This is a genomic window from Methylobacterium sp. Ger2507 (assembly GCF_055231875.1).
This window is the reverse complement of the sequence record NZ_JBUYVC010000001.1, coordinates 92,206-110,288: the sequence shown is the minus strand read 5'-3', so window position 1 is coordinate 110,288 and position 18,083 is coordinate 92,206. Positions and strand designations below refer to the sequence as shown.

The 18,083-nt window shown below is 68.3% G+C and carries 19 protein-coding genes and 1 pseudogene; 14 read left to right on the top strand and 6 right to left on the bottom strand.

The window, feature by feature from the left end:
* The first annotated feature begins 577 nt into the window (after nt 1-577).
* The 10 genes from ACV7NL_RS00595 (at nt 578) to ACV7NL_RS00550 (ending at nt 6,515) form a co-directional block, all read left to right on the top strand.
* Nucleotides 578-796 carry a hypothetical protein gene (locus ACV7NL_RS00595; RefSeq protein ID WP_463354624.1) on the top strand — a complete coding sequence of 73 codons (219 nt, stop codon included), beginning with the start codon at nt 578-580 and terminating at the stop codon, nt 794-796.
* 559 nt (nt 797-1,355) lie between these two features.
* Complete coding sequence (locus ACV7NL_RS00590) at nt 1,356-1,793, top strand: hypothetical protein (protein WP_463354623.1); 438 nt, start codon at nt 1,356-1,358, stop codon at nt 1,791-1,793.
* Between the two features lie 110 nt (nt 1,794-1,903).
* Nucleotides 1,904-2,203, top strand: coding sequence for a hypothetical protein (locus ACV7NL_RS00585; protein WP_463354622.1), 300 nt, complete (start codon nt 1,904-1,906; stop codon nt 2,201-2,203).
* Nucleotides 2,204-2,316: 113 nt separating this feature from the next.
* On the top strand, nt 2,317-2,781 hold the full coding sequence (locus tag ACV7NL_RS00580; RefSeq protein ID WP_463354621.1) for a hypothetical protein: 465 nt from the start codon (nt 2,317-2,319) through the stop codon (nt 2,779-2,781).
* Between the two features lie 70 nt (nt 2,782-2,851).
* Complete coding sequence (locus ACV7NL_RS00575; protein ID WP_463354620.1) at nt 2,852-3,391, top strand: hypothetical protein; 540 nt, start codon at nt 2,852-2,854, stop codon at nt 3,389-3,391.
* A 72-nt stretch (nt 3,392-3,463) separates the two neighbouring features.
* Nucleotides 3,464-5,098 carry an AAA family ATPase gene (locus tag ACV7NL_RS00570; protein WP_463354619.1) on the top strand — a complete coding sequence of 545 codons (1,635 nt, stop codon included), beginning with the start codon at nt 3,464-3,466 and terminating at the stop codon, nt 5,096-5,098.
* Between the two features lie 11 nt (nt 5,099-5,109).
* Nucleotides 5,110-5,352: a hypothetical protein gene (locus ACV7NL_RS00565; protein WP_463354618.1), complete on the top strand. Its 243-nt coding sequence runs from the start codon at nt 5,110-5,112 to the stop codon at nt 5,350-5,352.
* Entirely contained in the window at nt 5,339-5,671 is a 333-nt protein-coding gene (locus ACV7NL_RS00560; RefSeq protein ID WP_463354617.1) for a hypothetical protein, read from the top strand. Before ACV7NL_RS00565 ends, ACV7NL_RS00560 begins: the two co-directional genes overlap by 14 nt.
* Nucleotides 5,671-6,084 (top strand): hypothetical protein, encoded by a 414-nt coding sequence (locus ACV7NL_RS00555; RefSeq protein ID WP_463354616.1) that lies wholly within the window; start codon nt 5,671-5,673, stop codon nt 6,082-6,084. Before ACV7NL_RS00560 ends, ACV7NL_RS00555 begins: the two co-directional genes overlap by 1 nt.
* Before the next feature lie 62 nt (nt 6,085-6,146).
* Nucleotides 6,147-6,515, top strand: coding sequence for a hypothetical protein (locus ACV7NL_RS00550; protein ID WP_463354615.1), 369 nt, complete (start codon nt 6,147-6,149; stop codon nt 6,513-6,515).
* Nucleotides 6,516-6,606: 91 nt separating this feature from the next.
* Here ACV7NL_RS00550 and ACV7NL_RS00545 read toward each other — a convergent pair whose 3' ends face one another.
* The 3 genes from ACV7NL_RS00545 to ACV7NL_RS00535 form a co-directional block, all read right to left on the bottom strand.
* Complete coding sequence (locus ACV7NL_RS00545) at nt 6,607-7,068, bottom strand: TIGR02594 family protein (RefSeq protein ID WP_463357033.1); 462 nt, start codon at nt 7,066-7,068, stop codon at nt 6,607-6,609.
* A gap of 164 nt (nt 7,069-7,232) precedes the next feature.
* Nucleotides 7,233-7,595: a hypothetical protein gene (locus tag ACV7NL_RS00540; protein ID WP_463354614.1), complete on the bottom strand. Its 363-nt coding sequence runs from the start codon at nt 7,593-7,595 to the stop codon at nt 7,233-7,235.
* Nucleotides 7,596-7,820: 225 nt separating this feature from the next.
* Nucleotides 7,821-9,764 (bottom strand): hypothetical protein, encoded by a 1,944-nt coding sequence (locus ACV7NL_RS00535; protein ID WP_463354613.1) that lies wholly within the window; start codon nt 9,762-9,764, stop codon nt 7,821-7,823.
* Between the two features lie 458 nt (nt 9,765-10,222).
* Between ACV7NL_RS00535 and ACV7NL_RS00530 the strand changes: the two genes are divergently transcribed.
* Nucleotides 10,223-10,774: a hypothetical protein gene (locus tag ACV7NL_RS00530; RefSeq protein ID WP_463354612.1), complete on the top strand. Its 552-nt coding sequence runs from the start codon at nt 10,223-10,225 to the stop codon at nt 10,772-10,774.
* Nucleotides 10,775-11,410: 636 nt separating this feature from the next.
* Here ACV7NL_RS00530 and ACV7NL_RS00525 read toward each other — a convergent pair.
* A pseudogene (locus tag ACV7NL_RS00525) lies at nt 11,411-11,587 on the bottom strand (metallophosphoesterase); the annotation flags it as partial.
* Entirely contained in the window at nt 11,584-12,132 is a 549-nt protein-coding gene (locus tag ACV7NL_RS00520; protein WP_463354611.1) for a metallophosphoesterase, read from the bottom strand. The pseudogene ACV7NL_RS00525 and the gene ACV7NL_RS00520, both read right to left, overlap by 4 nt.
* A gap of 299 nt (nt 12,133-12,431) precedes the next feature.
* Between ACV7NL_RS00520 and ACV7NL_RS00515 the strand changes: the two genes are divergently transcribed.
* The 3 genes from ACV7NL_RS00515 to ACV7NL_RS00505 all read left to right on the top strand — a co-directional run bounded on the left by ACV7NL_RS00515 (nt 12,432) and on the right by ACV7NL_RS00505 (nt 16,006).
* Nucleotides 12,432-13,163: a DNA-binding protein gene (locus ACV7NL_RS00515; protein WP_463354610.1), complete on the top strand. Its 732-nt coding sequence runs from the start codon at nt 12,432-12,434 to the stop codon at nt 13,161-13,163.
* A gap of 362 nt (nt 13,164-13,525) precedes the next feature.
* On the top strand, nt 13,526-15,001 hold the full coding sequence (locus ACV7NL_RS00510; protein WP_463354609.1) for a hypothetical protein: 1,476 nt from the start codon (nt 13,526-13,528) through the stop codon (nt 14,999-15,001).
* A gap of 105 nt (nt 15,002-15,106) precedes the next feature.
* Entirely contained in the window at nt 15,107-16,006 is a 900-nt protein-coding gene (locus ACV7NL_RS00505; protein ID WP_463354608.1) for a hypothetical protein, read from the top strand.
* 47 nt (nt 16,007-16,053) lie between these two features.
* Here ACV7NL_RS00505 and ACV7NL_RS00500 read toward each other — a convergent pair whose 3' ends face one another.
* Entirely contained in the window at nt 16,054-18,057 is a 2,004-nt protein-coding gene (locus tag ACV7NL_RS00500) for an AAA family ATPase (protein WP_463354607.1), read from the bottom strand.
* Nucleotides 18,058-18,083 lie beyond the last annotated feature (26 nt).

Sequence of the window (18,083 nt, the reverse complement as noted above, 5' to 3'; positions counted from 1 at the left end):
ACGTCGAGGCTCCCCCAAGCCAGGCTCACGCCAGAGATGACCTGGAGCTTCCGCATCCTGGCCGTCAGCACCGCCACGAGGCGGGTGGTGCAGTTCGCAGGAAGGTTCAGGAGCACGTTCGGTTCAGGAACGGGCAGAGTTGCAAACACCGGATCGGAAGTTTTAGCGCCGATCTGTGGATCGGCCGATGCTCTCTGAGCCGGGAAGACCGCTTCCCATTGGAAAGCTGGTCGGAGTGGCAGGATTTGAACCTGCGACCCCCACGTCCCGAACGGGGGTCGCAACCGCATCGCCGCCCTCTCGCATGGCCCTCCGCAGAGCGCAAGGGGTGTCCGCTCGTCACCGCCGGACACCCCTCGTGATGGCTCGTCATGACATGTTCTTTGGTCGTTCTTTGGTCGGGACAGGGATGCCATGCCCTCCGTGTCCCGTTCCAGGTCACGCGAGAATCACCGCCTTAACCGGACCGCAAGGCGGGCCGTGGCACACCTGCGGTCAGGCAGACCTCTCGCACTCCGGAAGCGGCGCATCTCGATGCTCGTCGCTTTTGACGGGCTAAAGAGCGAGGTAACCAGGTATGCCCGTCAGATCGAACCTTCCCGTGAAGGTGAGGAAGGCGTTCGCAACTGTCCGAGACGATATCCGCAACATCGCTGAGATGGAGCGGGGCAACTTCGAGGAGATGTCCGAACGCTGGCACGAAGGCGACCGCTCTGCGGAAGTCTCCGACTGGCTGGACGCACTCGACGACGTGGTGAGCGATCTCGAAGAGATCATCCTCCCCGACGACGTATAGTGTCCCAGAGGGCCCCGGCATCGCTGCCGGGGCCCTTTTGATTCCGGGTCAGCCCAGCGGTAGGTGGCCGGGTTGGTTGGTCCGGCCATGCCCATTGCACGGACGGGCTGAACCTCCGCATCAGGACACCCTTCGCCGCGCGGACACGGCCCCGGTTCCTCCGCCGGGCACGGCGTGACAGGGGCTTGCCTATCGCGGGGCGCAGCGCCTCGGAGCGGGCCTCCTTCGTCGCGAAGTCCTCGTAGACCCGCATGCCGTGCAGCAGGGGCGACGGCGACCCCGCGGGCACCGTCGCGGTCTCGATGTTGGGGTCCGCCACGAGCAAGTCGAAGGTCGCTCGATCCTCGCAGTAGAGGCCCGGCGTTAGCCCTCCCGCTTCCTCCGTCACGTGCCAAAAATCGCCCATCCAGCCCTCCCGAATCCACCGAGGGAGAGTCTACCGACCGGCCAGGACGAGGACGAAATTGGAGCTTGCGTTAACCGTAATGGCTCACTAGGATGGACATTACAGCTACGGGTCATCCGAGCTGACGACGCATAGTGATCAGGAAAGCCCCCCATGACCGACAAGCTCATTAAATCTTTGTCCAAGATCGTCGTCTGCGACGAGAACCGCGACGCGCTAAACGAGGCGCTCAAAGCCCTGAAGGGGTCCAGCAGGAAGCCTTTCCCGGACGCGGACGACGTGGCCTACTGGATCGGCCATCAGGACCCCAAGCTGGCCGATGCCGGCGTCGCCCCGACAAACCGGATCGGCTGCACATACGAGTACCGCGGCGCCGGGCCGGAGGCGGCCGCTTACAAGTTCGCCAAGGCGGTCATCGCATTCGAGGCGAAGCGGACCGCGAAGGGCTGGGTCGTCACGTCCGCCAGCACCGCGCACGTCCATCCGCGGCAGCCCATGATCAGCCGCATCTCGCTGACCCCCAAGGCCAAGGAAGCCGTCGTCCGGGCCGCGCTCGACCCCTTCGGCACGCTGCCCGCCCAGGCCGCCTGACGCGGCGCTCCCTTCTCCCCCGGGCGGGTCCGCCCACCGGGGGAGCGGGGAGCGCCGAAGCGGCGATTCCTCCGGCGCTGGGCCTTCCGCGCCGAGATACGGAGAGCGACATGACACTTCCCCACATCCAACGCATCGAGGCGGCCGCTGACAACGCCCGGGCTGCCCGCTCCCTCCTCCGCCTGTGGGACGCCGTCGAGGTCTACACGGAGCTCTGCAAGGCCGAGGGCGTCTGCCCCGACGAGAACCTGGACATGAGCGCTCTGCCCCGCTTCGGGGGCAATGCGCCGGGCTGGGTCACGGACCGGGGCGTCGACGCGATCCTGTCCTGGGACCGGACGCACGTGCTCTGCCGAATGGAACACGGCATGCCGTACCGCATCATCGCCCGGGCCGCCCAGGCCGCCTGACGCGGCGCTCCCCGCTCCCCCGGACGGGCATGCCCACCGGGGGAGCGGGGAGCGCCGACAGGGGCGACTTCTCCGGCGCTGGGCCTTCCGCGCCGAGACATGGAGACCAGATCATGGACACCCATCTCGACACCGCCCTCCTCACCGTGTCGCAGGCCAAATACCTCTGGTGCCCCGAGGGCAGGTCTACGTCTGTTGAATACCCGGATCACGTGCCCCCCCCGACAGTAAATCGCCGCGCGTTGGGAGGTGCCGATGTCGGCTGCATGTGCCTCGGCGACGGCTGCATGTTCTGGCGCTGGCACGACCAGTCCACCCGCTGGCAGAAGCCTGCCGCGACCGTTAAGGCCGAATGGGATCAGGTCCATGCCCTCGACGGCGGCGCATGGCTTGGGAAGCCGGACGACGGGCGCGAGTGGGAGCTCGACGAGGATCAGGGCGTGTGGTTCCTGCCCTCAGATCCGCTCCCGCCCCGGGGCTACTGCGGCAGGGCGGGGCACCCCCACGCCGCCGCCCTGGTCGAGGCGCAGTTGGAGCTTGTCCGCTACCAGCTCCACGACCACCGCCGCGCCGAGTAACACTGGCCACGAATCAACGATTTCCTGGGCGGTCCTGCGGGGCCGCCCTTTCCCGTGCGAGGATCCCGACATGCGCATCCACCTCCGCCCCATGCCCCAGCCCGACGATGGCGTCTGCATCGGCATCCTGGACAAGGGCAAAGAGGTCCCCCTCGTCATCCGGGAGCGCAAGCTGTTCGCCGGCGGCCGAGAGTACGATCAGGCCGACGTCGCCGACTCCTACGTCGAGGCGGTCGACCGCGCGGCGAGCGCCGTCTTCGGCTCGGACTGGGTCACGCCCCTGGCGCGCCTTATGCAGATCAACCGTCGGTCTACCGCGAAGGACAGAATAGCCAAGTTCGGATTGCCCGAATACATTCTTCTGTTCTTGGCAAACGCTTCGGCCTATCCGGTCCCGAGGGCACTCGGCTACGCACTGCTCTGCGTCGAGGCGGTCCAGGACGCCGCGGCCGTGACGGAGACAGCCATCACCGGGCGTCCGCTTGCCGTCGACGTGCACGCCCGCAGCGTGGTCGTTTCGGACGTCGTCGACCGGGCGACCGGAATCGTCGACGGCGTCCTCGCCGCCCGCGACGAGTTCCGGAAGCGGAAACCGTTAAGGGACGAGTAACCCGCATCGTGTAATCAGACCTCAGACGACCGCCCATGGGACATCCGGGGCGCCGGCCAATGGAGACCGACGATGAAGAACGACCGTACGAGGGCGGCTGCGTCCGCCGTGGATCTCGACGCCTGCCTGAGCGGGCTCTGTCCACCCCCCTCCCGCCACGACAGCCCTTTCAGGTTGCTCGAACTCGTCGTCGCCGCCCGGTGCCCGAGGGACCAGCCGCGGCGTCGCGACGTCACCCGATTCGGCGACGACGACCGCGCCCTGGCGCTGTGGCAGAGCGCCTTCGCCGTCGTCGAGCGCGTCCGCGACGGCGGTTGGCAGGACCCCCGCCGGGCCCACACGGCATACCTGCAGGCGCTCTGCCTGCTGGAGACGACCGAGCGATTGCTCGAAGAGCTCGACGAGCTCCTCGGCCTCGATCCGGATGACGTCCAGGATGCCGTCGCCTACCGCGTCGAGCTCGACCAGCTCGCCGGCGCGGCCGCGGGCAGCCTCGCGGATTGCGGCGACCGCTGCGGCTGGGACTACTGCCGGGAGCGTGCCGCCTGGTGTGTCGAGCACGGCCAGGACGGCTACCGGTACGCGGCCGCCTTGCTCGGCCTCTCGGGCGAGGTGCGGTGGACATGGCGGCCGGGGCAACCCGGTTTGGGCGCCTTGGCGGCCGCACTGCAGAGCGGCGATGACACGCTGCACGGAGCGGCCCGGGCCAGCGCGCCCGAGGCTTGCGAGCCGGAGCCGTCGTGGGCCGCCGAGGCCAAGGCGGCGGCCGCCCATAGGAAGGCGGAGGTCGCTCAGCTCCTGTCCGAACCGTCCCTGCTGGTGCTGGCCTCGGTCGAGCACCTGCCGGGATCGGCGCGCGATGGCGAGGGCAAGGCCGGCAAGACCACGGCCCACAACGCCAGGGCCGAGTGGGGGCCGTTCGCCGGCAAGAGATGGCCGCTCGCACGCGTGCCGGACCTGGCCGAGGCGCGGGAGAAGCTCGTCGCCGAGTTCCCCTACGCCGCGGACGTCGTCGACGCCGTCCTGCGCGACCTCGTCGGGCGTCCCCACGTCGTCGTCCGGCCGCTTCTCCTCGTAGGCAGCCCGGGCAGCGGCAAGACGCGGTTCGCACGCCGGCTGGCCGAGGTCCTCGGGCTGGGGTGGCAAGTCCACGCATGTGGCGGGGCGTCGGACTCGACCATCCTCTCGACCTCGCGCCAGTGGAGCACCGGCCGTGCTTCGACGCCGCTGCAGCTTCTGAAGCGCCTCGGTGCTGCGTCCGCCCTCCTAGTGCTCGACGAGCTCGACAAGGTCGGTACCGGTACCCAGAACGGGAACTTGCTGGACGGCATCCTCCCGCTGCTCACGGACGACGCGGCGCGGTTTCACGACACGTACCTGGAGTGCAACACCGACCTCAGCGGCCTGAGCTACGTCGCTACGGTGAACGGCGTCGAGGGCCTCCGTCGGAGCCACCCGGCGCTCGTCGACCGATTCCGTGTCCACGTCCTGCCGGCACCGCGGCGCGAGGACCTGCCCGTGGTGTGCCGCACGATCCTGGCGGATCTCCGGGCAGAACGCGGCCAGGACGAGACGTGGTGTCCCGATCTGGACGGCGAGGAGCTCGCACTGGTCGAGCAGCACTACCGCGGCGGCAGCCTGCGTCTCGTCCGCCGCCTCTGCGAAACCGTCGTCGCCGGCCGCGACGTCCTGGCAACCCGGAACTGAGGGAGGCGACCGTGAGCGATCAGACACTCGCCCCCGTGTGGGAATATCTCGCCTCGACGATCCGCGGCTACCGGCTCGCAGGGACGTGCGATGCCCGCGTTGGCGTCGTCCTGGAGGACTACGTCGGCCACGCCGGGCGCCTCGTCCGGGACCGGCACCTCACGCTCTCGGAGGGGCTCGTCCTCGCCAACCGGGCGGTCCGCGCGGCCCGGGATCTCCACGCCTTGGAGGAGGCCCGCCGTGCGCCGCGTTGACGTCTACAGAAACTTGAACCGGGCCTGCTGGTCGGTCCGCGAGAATCGTCGGGTCGTCGACCACGTCGACAGCATCGCCCTCTATGACGTCCGCTTCCACGTCAGCGAGGCCGCTCGGCAGCGCGTCCTGCGCCTCGGGCAGCGGGCCGTCATGGCCTGGGCGTCCGGCATCGTCATCGACGCGCCCCTGCAGCGGTCGAGCGAGAGGATCAAGTTCGACCCCTTCGAAGGTCCCGACTTCATGATGGGCGAGTGGCCCGTCCACGAGGCAAACCTGATCCATTTCGACCGTAATGGCCGCTGCTGGGGAGTGCTGTGATGCGCGCATTGATGATCGCCCTGGTCCTGCTCGCGGCCGCCCCCGCCGTCGCCGGCGAGCGCTTCCCGTTGGAGGGGGACACGTGGCGCTACGAGGGGCGCGCCCCGGCCCGCGACGGCGTGGCGCGATTCCTCCGCCTGGAAGCGACGCCGGCCCCGGCGTCCGGCTGGACGGTGGTGCTGACGTGCGGGTCCGTCTCGCTCCGGACCGGGAAGGAGGTCGTCTCGTACCGGGGGATCGGGGCGGCCGGACGGTCGCGCTGGGGAGCTCTCGGGGGCACGGCGACGTCGCCGGGGCATACCACGACCGGCTGGCTCATCGAGCCCCGGGGCGACGGTATGCTCGACCAAGCCGTGCAGGCCCAGGATGCCGTCTGTGCGTCCGGGCGGGGCGACCTGTCGTCGGGGGACTGAAGCCTGGTGCATTTCGAAGGGGAGCCCCAGGGTCTCCTCAGATCTGAGGAGACCCCATGCGCTTGCGCGACCTTTCCCCCGACGAGCTCGCCAACGTCGCGGTCCTGCGCCACCGGCTTCGGGCGAGCCATGGCGCCGAGGCCGCGACCGCGCCCTTCCTGACTGAGTGGTCGACGAGGCCGGTGCCGGACGGTGGCGTCCGCCTGCACGGCCTCTGCTGGGGGCATCCAGGCCTGGGCGACACGCTCGTGACGACGACGCCGGTCATCGAACTGTCCGAGAGCCACGCCCGGACCGAGAGCGGGCGGCTCTACCTCCTGGGTCCCGAGGATCGAGACCACCGGCGCCGGCGCGCCCTGACCGGCCAGCGCGGCGCCTTGCTCATCGCGCCGGCCGGCGCGCCCGAGGACACGACGACGTTTGGGCGGTAGCTCAAGACTCGATGGCGCGCCGGATGCGGTCGATATGGCGCTGGCCGAGGAACCTGATCCAGGCCACTTTCGCCTCGGTGGGCCGGCACTCTCAAGCCTCGTTCGTGGAGAGGGCACCGCCGGCCGCGAGCCGGATCGGGCGGACGTTGGCGGGCTGGGCGAGCTTCCAGGGGCACCGGCGGGCGGCGAGGAGGCGGCTCTTCGCGATGGGGGCGATGCTGACGGCGTCACCCTGGTTGCCGCCGAGGACGAAGTACGTCGTGGCGCTCTCGCCGACGTAGATCCCCACGTGGCCGCCGCCGCCGGGGCGCTCGAAGACCAGGACGTCGCCGAGGGACGGGGACGCGGCCTTGGTGCCGAAGGAGGCCCAGTTCCGGGCCCAGAGCGGCGCGGCGACCGGCGCGAATCCCGCGCGCTTGACGACGGTCGCGACGTAGAGACCGCACCAGGCGATGCCGTCGTTGACGTAGGCGCCGGCGACGCCGACCTCACGGGCCCAGCCGAGGATCGCAGGGTTCGAGGCGGCGCCGGGGACCTCCTTGGTCCCGAACAGGGCGAGGCCCTCGACGAGGACGCGGGGACCGGCCTCCTTGGAGAGTTAGGCGTAGGCGGAAGGGAGTTGGGGCACGGGGGCGGCCTCTGGGGACCGCGACGCGGCCGGGATGCTCCCACGGTGCTCGTCGCCCCGTGACCAGTTCCAGGCCACGGCAGGGACCGTCATTCCCGTCCGCGAACCACCAAGGTCACGACGCGGTCCCCGGCCATGAGCAGCCCGTAGCCGTCGATGCAGACGAGGCGCGCCCCGTACCGCGCCCCCGGCCAGCCGTAGAAGGCGAGCCATTCCCGGATGCCGCAGACGTCGGCGTCGAGGCTGCGGAGGACGTCGAGGGCCTCGCGGTCCGTCAGGCCCTCCAGGATCGTCTCCAGCCCGAGGACGCGGTCGGCGAACCGCCTGATGGCGTGCAGCGTCGGCTTGGCTCGATACCCCTCCGACCGGTCATGCCGGACGCACGCCGGCACCGGCGAAGGATGGGCAGGCGGAGCGGACACGGGACGCAGGGACAGGGCAGAGACGGGCACGGGAGACCTCCAGGGTGTGGAGGAAGGCTGCGCGCGTCGAACCGATTTGGGCAGGGATGCGGGGCCGTCTCGTGCCCCTCGCGGTCCCGGGGAGAGGGAACCGGAAACGACGACGCCCTCACGCCGATTTCCCGGCGGAGGGCGCGTCTCAACTGTGGTGCAGTTGGCCAGGTCGAGGCATGATGATTCTAGTCGCGGGACAGGCCCGGCACAAGGCGAAACGGTCTAGAGACCGGGCGAAACCCTGCCTTCGGTGGTGAAGTCGAACGGGTCGTGGCCGAGGGCCATCAACTCGCGTGCCCGGGATTCCATGAACACGGTCGGCCCCGTGACGATGCGACCGTCCATTTCGCGGATGCGCCAGCACCGCTCCTTGGGGGCGTCGAACGCGGACCTGGGACGGGGGGCGAGAGACTGAGAGGGCGAGGGAGAGGAGGGCTTGACGATGTCCGATGCGAGGTGGGGGATGGGGAGACGCGACGACTTGGCCACCGGGACGCGGGGGCCTGTAGACCCGACACCCCGGAGACCGAGGGGACGGGGACTAGGGAGAGGCACGGAGGGCACCTCCGAGGGTTCGGGGAAGAAGCCCGCCAGGAACGCGGGAAGGGTCCCCACGGGCTCCGCAGCAGGGGTGCGCGGCTCCGCAGGAAGGGGAACCCGGGGCTCCGCCAGGAAGGCCCCCACGGGCTCCGCAGGAGGGGTGCGCGGCTCTGCAGGAAGGGGAACCCGGGGCTCCGCCAGGAAGGCCCCCACGGGCTCCGCAGGAGGGGTGCGCGGCTCCGCAGGAAGGAGAACCCGGGGCTCCGCCAAGGGGGCTTCCACGGGCTCCACCCGGCAGGGAACCATCGGCTCCGCCGACCGGGGGGCTCTATGAAGGCGAGCCTCGACCGAACCCTTTGAAGAACCTTGAGAAAGCCTGACGCGGGTACGGTCTAGGACCTCTCCCATGAAGCCCTCCACGATGTCCGTCTTTCCCCGCGGGGAGACGAAGCTGTCGTGGACCGGGAGCACGGGGATGGCGGCCTTGGCGGACAGGTCCATCACCTCGCCGGCCATGTTGGAATCGATCCGCATCAGCCTGACGCCGACATCGGAGCCGAACAGGCGCTTGATGGATTCGTGCCGCTCCTCGATGCGGTCCAGCGCCGCCGCAGTCGCCTCCCACGTCATCCGGCGTGGCCAGACCGGCTTGCCGTCGCGTCCGATCTCGAACCGCTTCTGTAGGAGCGACCTGATCGTGGCGGTGCGGTCGGCGGCGTTGATGTACGTGTTGACCGCCCCCTTCAGCTGGTTGCGGGAGACGCCGCGGATCTTCTGCCTCATCTCGTAGGCGTCACCATCGAGGCGGTGGCCGCACATGGCGTAGGCCAGGTCTAGGTGGAGGCAGGACCAGTCCGGTTCCTCGACGGGTTCGCCGTCGAGAAGAAGCTCGGCCCGCCGAATTTTCGGCAGGTTGCTCCACTGACCGTACATCCGGCCATGCAGGCCGAAGTCGGATCGCGCGAACATCTGGACCGCCATGGGCGTCTCGATGGACAGGACGCAGGTCCAATTCCCGGAGCCCGACATGGCGTGCCAGTGATGGTCCGAAAACCGCCACGCCCCGGACGCGGCCGCCTTTGGATCGACAGTGACATCGATTCCGGCGATGACCTCGTTGCGACGCTCCATCGTGCGGACGAGGCGCCGGACCTTCTCCGTATCCGGGAGCGGCAGCGGGTCGCCGTCGTCGTCGCGCAGGAGAACCGGCACGCGCGGGGGACGGTGCCCGATGGGCTCACCCCGCATCCGCGCGACCAGGCCCTCGGTGGCCCAGATCGCCGACTGCATCCGGTCGCACTCGCGCTCGGCGAGATGAGCGCCGGGCTTGGCGCGGTGCTGATGGAACAGGCCGGCCTCGGTAATGGCGTCAGCGAACCCAACGACCCGATTGCGCCCGAGCGGCGTGCACGGGTAGCGATTGAGCCCCCACCACTTGCCCGACCTGGAGATGGAGATGCGCCGGCCGGCGCCATCGGCCTCGACGATGGCCTGGCCGATCATCGCACAGGCGACCGCTAGATCGTCGCGTGTCCGGCCCAGCGGCACGCCTAGAGCCCGCACCGCATCCTCGGATGCATAATGCATGTAGCTGAGAGGCGCATCGTCGCCTCGAATGAAGAGCACGGGGGTGGTCCTGACCTGGCTTGTCGCTCAGCCGGGGCACCACACCCGACGCGACAGGCAATTCTTGACCGCGGAACCGCCTTCCACCAGAGGGGCTTAGCCGCCCCTGGCCGCCCCCGCCTGCCCCAGGTGCCAGACCCTAGGGCACGGCATCCAGCCCCATCGATTTCGGCTTTTGGGCCATCAGATCCCCATGACCCGCGCGACCCGAGGGTGATTTCCCATCGGCTCTCGAACCCCCCTGTTAGGCACGTCCCTGTGCCTCACGCGGGCCGAGACTTTATTTTCGGGCCTGTGGACCGCCCCATGCCGGCCCATGATTGGCTTCATGGGCGAACGCATGGCTCCATGGGCCGCATGGGCCAAGGATGGACGATCCATTCCTTCGGAGCATGGCACGACGATTCGGCGACGCCGTGGCCTGGAACGTGTCACGGCGGCCGGGGCATCATCGGCCCATGGCGCCTCGCACCGACTTCTCCTTCCTCTCCGACCTCGGCCTGCAGCTAGCGGCCTGGGAGGAGACCTACGTCTCGGAGGCCGGGCTCGACCGCTGTCGGCGGGCCTGCGCCTGGGTGACGTCGGAGAGCGCCAAGCAGGTCGCGACGTCGATAACCGACGCCATCGCCTCGACCATCGACCGTCCGACGCCGTGGATCTCGCGCGCCTACCAGTACACCCGCGCCCTGACCCGCGGGACGTCCGACGCGGTCTCGGCCGACGCGTTCGTGCTCGACGACCAAAGTATCGTGCTCAAGCACCTCTTCGGCGATGGGCGGAACACTCGCCTGCCCGGCGACGTCGGCTTGGCCAAGGAGCACATCCTGGTGCACGGCAAAATGATCAAAGCCTATTACCGGCCCCGGGCACCACCCGGGGCCAACGGAACAACAGCGGGGCGGCCTCCACCAGGGGATCGCTCCTTCTCGTTGGCCCATGGCGCCCATGACGGCCCATGGGCGCCACACCCCATCCCATGGGCGCCATTGGGCACGCGATGGACCCCATGATGAGCCGGGGATGGGGCATTCATGGGCCAGCTATGCGCGCCGCGCTGGGAGACATAGGGATCGATGGGCCACTCATGGGCGTGAGATGGGGCCGACGCATGGCTCTGTGACCTAAAACTAGTCACGGGCGGGGCGGCAGGCTGATCCCAGCCAGCCAGTGCCCAATGGGGGTGTGGTGGTGCCCGATTATCCCGACCATTGAGCTTGGCCGTCACGCTCTGAGACCCCGACGTCCATGGAGGCTCGCCAGCCGCCCGTCATCCCCGGATTGGCGATCACCCACGCTACGAACGCGAGGCCCGCTGCTGGCCTCGCCGGCGCCTAGGCCCGATCCATGGATGGGGTCCCCTGGACCCACTTGAAAACTTTTTGGTAGGCATTCGCCCTGTGTCCGCGCGATCTGTGAAATTTCCTAGAAGGTCTCCGCATTCCGCATTCCGCATTTGCCTCTGGCGAATGGCCAGACCGGCCAAGGGGATGGGGGATTTCCGAATGCGGCGGCACCCGTAACCGACTATGGACCGCGACATGCCCCGCGGACCCGCCCCCCGATCAGGTCCCCGCTGCCGTTGACTGAGCCGAGGGCGTCGCCGCGCCGGTCGATGCAGCCTCCGTCGCCGCCGGGATCTCGGAGCGGGGCAGGCGCTCGCCGAGCCAGTCCAGCGCCCGCATGAGCGGCATGTGCACGTCGCCCGCGATTACGGCCACGTCGAAGCCGCCGGCCGGCGCGTGCGCGGCAGGGTCCCAGGCGTTCTCGGGGCAGTCCTGAGGCAGGTCCGACAAGATCCAGAGGCGTGTGGGGTCGCGCGTCATCGTTCGCCTCCCGCGGCCGTGGCGTTCTCGGCGAGGCGTACGCGGATCTCGTCGAGGGTCACCGGCATGAAGTCGAAGCAGTTGACGCCGACGTCGGTGCTGCCGGCCGTGCCGGGAAGGCTGCCTCGCGAATGTCCGAACAGGTGGAGGTCGCCGTAATGCTGGCGCGGCCAGACGCGGTGGGCGTAGTGAGAGCACCAGACCCCGGTGGTCGTGCCGTCGGAATTCTCGACGACGACCCTGACGACGTCGACGACGGGTCCGTCCCAGGGCAGCCGCGACGCGATCTTATCGTGGTTGCCTCGAACCAGTCGTCGCACCCCGTTCAAACGGCGAAACACGCTACGGGCGCGGGCCTCGGGGCAGCGGTAGCAGAAGTCGCCGAGGTGCCAGACGGTGTCCTCGGGCCGCACGACGGCGTTCCATCGCGCGATCAGGGTCTCGTCGTGCTCCTCGATGGAGGCGAACGGTCGGGGCGCCAACATCCTGTTAGAGAGGATGCGGGCGTGGCTGAAATGGGTGTCGGAAACGAAGAAGTGGGTCACAGGAGCCTCGAAAAATCGGAGGCTCAGGCACGCTGCGGCACTCCGGGATCAATCGGTCGGGCGCTGGCTCAAGCGTATCATCGTGGGGCTCCTCGAAGGGCGGCGAAGGTGACCTGGCCGGTGCCGATAGGCAAGGCCGGGAGCGCGGATCCACAGGGCTCGCGGGCCGGGATTCGCGACTCCGCGGAGGGCGCGTAGCGGATAGCGCTATGGGCTACGCGCTACGGAATCGGCAGGTTTCTTAACCATGTTCGCGTCCCCTGCGGGCTTAAGTCGGGGGGACGACGATGGCGGGCGGCGTGGCAGATCATCTGGCGCGGATGGATGACCCGCGGCGATGGGAGGTCTTCAAGGCGGCTGACCAGATCCGGGCGGAGGGCAAGGAACGGGTCGCGCTCCGCAACGTGACCGCGCGGGTCAAGCGGAACAACGGGGTGGCAGGCAGCAACCAGCTGGTCGGCAAGCACCTGTCGGCTTGGGCGGAGGAGCGGCAATACAGCCCGATCATCGAGCTCGCCGGGCTGCCGGGGTCGGTGTCGACGGTGCTGGCGAAGGCCGGCGTGGCGCTGTGGGAGGCGGCCCAGGCGGAGGCGGCGAAGGTCCTGGAGAGCGAGCGCCGGCGCATGGCGGAGGCCATCGAGCTCGAACGGGAGTTTCGGAACGAGGCTCTCGGGATCGTCGACGCGCGCGACGCCGTGATCGAGGGGCTGCGCGCCGAGGTCGCCCGGCAGGCCGCCGAGATGGAAGAGATGCGGGAGCATCTCCGCATCGTGCGGGCGCGGGAGTTCTGGCCGCGGGTCGCGCAGGAGATCTGGGAAATCCTTCCGGAGCGGGAGGCGATGCACCTGAACGAGATCACGGGGCGGATCGGCCACGAGTTCATCAAGGAGGCAGAGGATTTTCCCGGCGAGTGGGGGCCGGACCTGATCCGGGGCGTGATCGACCAGCGCATCAAGTACCAGAAGCTGTTCTGGAGCGAGGGCCGCGGGCGCTATCGCAGGCGCAGATCGGAGGATCCAGTCAGAGCCTGAGACCAAGGCCGAGGCGGCTCGGCTTCCACATCGGCCGCCCCGAGGCGGCGAACCTCGTCTCCGATCCGCCTGGCAGGTGGACGGCGACCGGCCTGGGTCGCGTGATCGCGATTGCGGGAAAGCCGGCGGCACTTGGCATGGGCCCGGCCCGGGTCGGCACTGACCCCAACTCCAAACCGTCCGTTGCCGAGTGATGGTCGGCGAGCAGGCGGCCTCCGAGCGAGGCTGGGCGCAAAGCCGCCCTTACGTTCTGCATAATCATACGCCACTTCTGCAAAATGCGTCTTATATAGAAAAGCAGAAAACAGTTGGCCACGTCCCCCACGCGTCGGCATGATCGGGGTGTCCAGAAGGAGAGCCCAATGTCCACCACCAACGAAACCGTCGAGAAGCTGATCAAGGATGCGCTCATGAAGGCGACCCATCCCGAGGCCCACCTGCTGCTGATCGCGGAGGCGCTGCTCGACCCGCTCTCGTCCGATCCCCTCCCGGCCGGAGCGGCGAGGAAGTTGGGCGAGGCGGACGCCTACGCGGCGGCGACCGCCGTGACCCGCATGATGCGGCGGCATGCGCTGAAGCCGTCCGAAGTCTGCAAGGCCGCAGGGGTGGCCAACCAGCAGAACGACTACTTCAAGTTCCACCTTACCCAGGCCGAGATGGACGCCGGGGGAGCGCTGTCGGCCCCGCTCAAGAGCGGACGCCGCGTCCACAAGGGGCTGGCGCCCTACGTGCGCATGGCCCGCGACATCGCGGCGAAGGCCGGCGTTCCGGAAACCGACCTCCTGCAGGAACTCGCGGTTGCGGTGGTGGGCTACCTCGCTCCGTTCGCCTCGGCCGACCGCGACCCGTGGGAACTGCTCGCGGAGGATCTCGCGATGCTGTCGACCTACTTCGGTCGGGTGCGCGACGGGTCCGATGGGGAGCCCGTCGACCTGAGGCGGTTCTTCTCCGACGCGATCCGCGCCGGGGTCGGCTACAGCATCGTCAAGGACCGCATGCTGCCCGAGCCGGAGGAAGCGGTGCCGGATGCGGGGTTCTGGCTGTCCCCGACAGTCCCGCTGTTCGCCCGTACGGTGGCCGTGGGTGCGGTCGACTGCCGGACCTATGACGAGACCCTCGACGGCGAGCGCTTTCCGGTGCCGCTCGGCGAGATGAAGGCCAACGTCGTCGAGGTCTATTCCATCGGCCTGGTGCCCGATGGCAAGGGCCTGAGGACGGTGATCTTCGCCGAGCCGTGGACCGCGCTGTTCGGCAAGCCGGGCGACGGCCACGCCAGGTCCTGGATGGACAGGGGAAGCTTCGCCTTCGTCCAGGGCACCCCGTTCTCCGGCGGCCTCCACGTGCCCAAGGGGGACGATTCGTTCGACGTGTCGTTCGCCGACGACGGGCCGGCCTTCGGGTGCCGGGACTACGAGCGGCACGTGCGTTCGCTGCTGGTCGCCGCCGACGAGGCCGGACCCAACACGTACGAGTCGTCCTATTGCTACGAGATGGTGAACGTGGCTCGCCGGATCGACCTCGACCCGGAGGTGCTGAAGACCTTGTTCGAGCGTTCGGGCGGCGACAAGTGGGGCACGTTGCTCGGCTTCCTCAAGGAGCCGCCGGCCTTCGCCCGCGCGTTCGCCCTGCCTCCGTCCGTCGTCCTGACCGGGGGCGCCATGTCCGAGGCCCTGCGCGACAGGATGGAGGAGGCGCTGCACGGGGACGGCCTGTCCATCGTGAAGGGGCTGACCGAGGCCGTGACGCGGCGTGCCCGGGCCATGGACGCCTTCATGTCCGAACGCCTCGATGCCGAGCGTTGGCGGCGCGACCGGTTCCGCAGGCTGATGCGGAGCTGACGGCCTTCGCGGTCACCACGGGCCGCGCGGGGCGCATCGATCTCGAAGGTCGATGCGTCCGGTGCGGCCCGCCAGATGCCCCCATGCCCTTAGGAACCGACACCGATGCGCGACGAATACGACGTCTTCCTCGACACCTGGGAGCCATCCCGGCAACTCAGGCACGCGACCCTCGAAACCAATCTGAACGACCCCGTCATGCGTGACCGCCTCCTGAAGGGTGACGATGACCCCGACGCCGTCGTCCGGACGGTTTGGGCTTCGGGGACGAAGGTGATGGACTCGGACGAAAGCTATGCTCGACAGGCCGAGTTCTTCCTTGCGAAGCAGCCCTTATGGTCGGCCGAATTCCGCGACTTGGCCATCTCGACCGGCGTCCCCGCGGCCGCTTTCGATCAGATCGCGAATGCGTTCCGGTCGGACTGGGTCGATGGGCGTGCACGACGTCAGAAAACCGACGTCATGATGGGCCTGAAGGCTTCCATCAGGGATCTCGACCGCATCGATCATCCGCGTGGTGCCGGCCGATACGTGCTCACTCCCGTGCCGGACGGCGTCGCGGCCCTGCTGAGCCCCGCGCAAACCCGCGCTTTCTTCGAGGCGAACAGCAACCTTTTGCACGCACGCATCCCGGAATACATGGACTGCTTCGACGAGCCGAACTTCGCGGGCCTCGCCAACCTGGCGGTCCGTCGCGGCGTCTTCATGCCCCTGCCGACGGACCTTGTCAGAAGGGAGCTCCACTATCTCAACTCCTATTCCATCGCCCTTGGCCCGGTGGAGCAGTTCGCCCAGACGATGAGCACCGCGAACCGCGGTACCGGCGAACCCATCATCTTCTCGGCACCGCTCCCGGCCGTGCAACAGAGGGTCGTGGCGTTCGCCCCGTTCATCGACGGCATGGACCTCAGCCAACTCGAACTCGTCGTGGCGCCGCCCGTCTCGGAAATCAGCCTCGTCGACCAGGGCGAACACGGCGGCATCCGGGAATTCAGCTTCGATTAGGCTGCCGACAAGATCCGAATGCCTCGGATCATGCATGGTGGAAACGATCAGCGCGGCAAGGCGCCGTTGATGGCTCGTATCACCTTCTCTGCGCCATCTACCGTGGCTTCGACGCCGGGGGTCTTCGCATCGAGGAATGTCGGATTGCGGATGAGCCAGTCCGCCGGCGTGAAGTGGTCGAATTCCGGCGTGTCGGGTGGCAGGAGCTTGAAGGCCGCCTCCACCCGCTTGACCAAGCGGACCACGCCCGCAGCCTCCTTGTCGAGCTTCGCCGGCGTGAGAACTCCCCGGCCCCTCAGGCCGTATGCCTCGTTGACGATGGCGAGGTAGGTTTCCGGATCGAAGATGTCCTCGACATCCCCTTCGGGCAGGCCGAGCACGTCCGGGTAGTTCATGATGCGGTCCTCCGGGATCGCGCCGGCGGCGCGAAGCTGTTCGAGCTTGCGCTTGTCGCCCTGCGCCCTGTCGGACATCACGGCGAGGTACAGGTTCGCGCCCTTGAAGAGCGAGACGAACGACTGGATCTTGTCGAGCCCGCCCGCCGGGCAGATCGTCCAGCGCGGATCGAGCGCCGTCCGCCGACGCCGCTTCAGTTGGGCCGAAAGGGCCTTGAGGAAGACGAGGTCGCCGGGCCCCTCGACCAGCAGGGTGTGCTTGCCGACGAACAACGCCTGGGTGACGTCGTAGCCGAGGGCCGCCTGCAGGGGAAACAGCGTGTCCGGATCGGTCGCGAGGACGTCGTCGCGGACCTTGGTCCCCTTGGTCGTCCAGAAGCCACGCCTCTGCTCGATCTGGTCCTCGACGATGCGGGAGAGTGTGAGGTCCTCGGGCGGCACCATGAAGGGCGAGTGGGTCGAGAACACGACCTGGTGATGGGGCACGAGCTTGTCGTCGAAGTACCGCAGCAGGTCGGCCTGGGCCTTCCCGTGCAGGGTCAGCCCCGGCTCGTCGAGGAGCAGCAGGAGATTGCCGCTCTGCTTGCTGACCTGGGCGAACTTCACCAGGAACGAGAAGAACCAGATGAACCCGGCGCTCCGCTCGGAGAAAGGCACCGTCACACGGTGCAAGGTGTTCTTGACGCGCGCCCGCGCGATCACCCCCGCATCGTACGGGGCCGGATCGTTCGGCTCGGCCTTGGTGACCCGCACCTCGATTTCCAGGAAGGCGTTCTGGGTCCAATACTCGCGCAACTGGTCGGTGATGGCGTTCGAGGCGGATTCACATTTCGCATTCAGGGACTCGTAGGTCTTCGAGTCCTTGATCTCCTCCACGGACGTGCCCGCGAATTCCAGGAAGTCGAGGAAGACCCTTTCGCTGACGCCGAGCTTCTTCTGTCCGTGCGGGTGGACGGGGCTATGGTATGGCTCGCCGTCGCTGCGGATGATGTCGTCGACCCTCATCTGGCCGGCCATCCGGTCGTAGTGCGAGAAATACATGAACTGGGGCGTAGCCGACCGGATGAATGCGTTCACGAAGCCGGACGCGTTCTTGCCGGGAAAGTCCTTGATCGTGTCCAACAAGGAAGACTGTGCGCTCGTCGGCTCGGGCAACGCATCCAGGGCCTTACGTAGGGCATCGGTGATCTCGGCGTCGGCAAGGGGCGCCCGTTCCTCGTCGTCGAGCCCATGGCTGGAGATCAGGTGCTCGATGATGGCCGGGTAGTTCAGGGGTGCCCAGATGGCGAACGTGGCGTCCTCGTAGCGGCGCGTCAGGACGACCTTATCCGAGCTCAGGCAATCCGGCCCCAGCGTGGTGGCCAACGCCGTCATCTCCGCGGACGTCAAGGTCCACCTCGTCGTGACGACCACGGCCTCGCCGTCCTCCTTCGGGTGCCGGCCGCGGTAGTCGTTCAGGTATCGCCTCGGGTAATCGCGCTCCTTGTCGTAGGAGATGGGCGTGGAGGGATGCGGGTTCAGACCGGCGAGCGCATGGAGCAGAGCCGTCTTGCCGGCCTCGTTCTTGCCGACGAGGCAGACGATGTCCCCCAGCGTGACGTCGCCGGAATCCTCCACGCTGCGGAAGTTCGTAACCTTGAAACTGTCGAGCTTCATCCGAGACCTCGTCGTCCGGCCTTGCT

What these genes read in the sequence shown, in the direction of transcription:
- ACV7NL_RS00595 (WP_463354624.1), top strand. Translation starts at nt 578, where the DNA reads ATGCCCGTCAGATCGAACCTTCCCGTGAAGGTGAGGAAGGCGTTCGCA.
- ACV7NL_RS00590 (WP_463354623.1), top strand. Translation starts at nt 1,356, where the DNA reads ATGACCGACAAGCTCATTAAATCTTTGTCCAAGATCGTCGTCTGCGAC.
- ACV7NL_RS00585 (WP_463354622.1), top strand. Translation starts at nt 1,904, where the DNA reads ATGACACTTCCCCACATCCAACGCATCGAGGCGGCCGCTGACAACGCC.
- ACV7NL_RS00580 (WP_463354621.1), top strand. Translation starts at nt 2,317, where the DNA reads ATGGACACCCATCTCGACACCGCCCTCCTCACCGTGTCGCAGGCCAAA.
- ACV7NL_RS00575 (WP_463354620.1), top strand. Translation starts at nt 2,852, where the DNA reads ATGCGCATCCACCTCCGCCCCATGCCCCAGCCCGACGATGGCGTCTGC.
- ACV7NL_RS00570 (WP_463354619.1), top strand. Translation starts at nt 3,464, where the DNA reads ATGAAGAACGACCGTACGAGGGCGGCTGCGTCCGCCGTGGATCTCGAC.
- ACV7NL_RS00555 (WP_463354616.1), top strand. Translation starts at nt 5,671, where the DNA reads ATGCGCGCATTGATGATCGCCCTGGTCCTGCTCGCGGCCGCCCCCGCC.
- ACV7NL_RS00530 (WP_463354612.1), top strand. Translation starts at nt 10,223, where the DNA reads ATGGCGCCTCGCACCGACTTCTCCTTCCTCTCCGACCTCGGCCTGCAG.
- ACV7NL_RS00510 (WP_463354609.1), top strand. Translation starts at nt 13,526, where the DNA reads ATGTCCACCACCAACGAAACCGTCGAGAAGCTGATCAAGGATGCGCTC.
- ACV7NL_RS00505 (WP_463354608.1), top strand. Translation starts at nt 15,107, where the DNA reads ATGCGCGACGAATACGACGTCTTCCTCGACACCTGGGAGCCATCCCGG.
- ACV7NL_RS00500 (WP_463354607.1), bottom strand. Translation starts at nt 18,057, where the DNA reads ATGAAGCTCGACAGTTTCAAGGTTACGAACTTCCGCAGCGTGGAGGAT.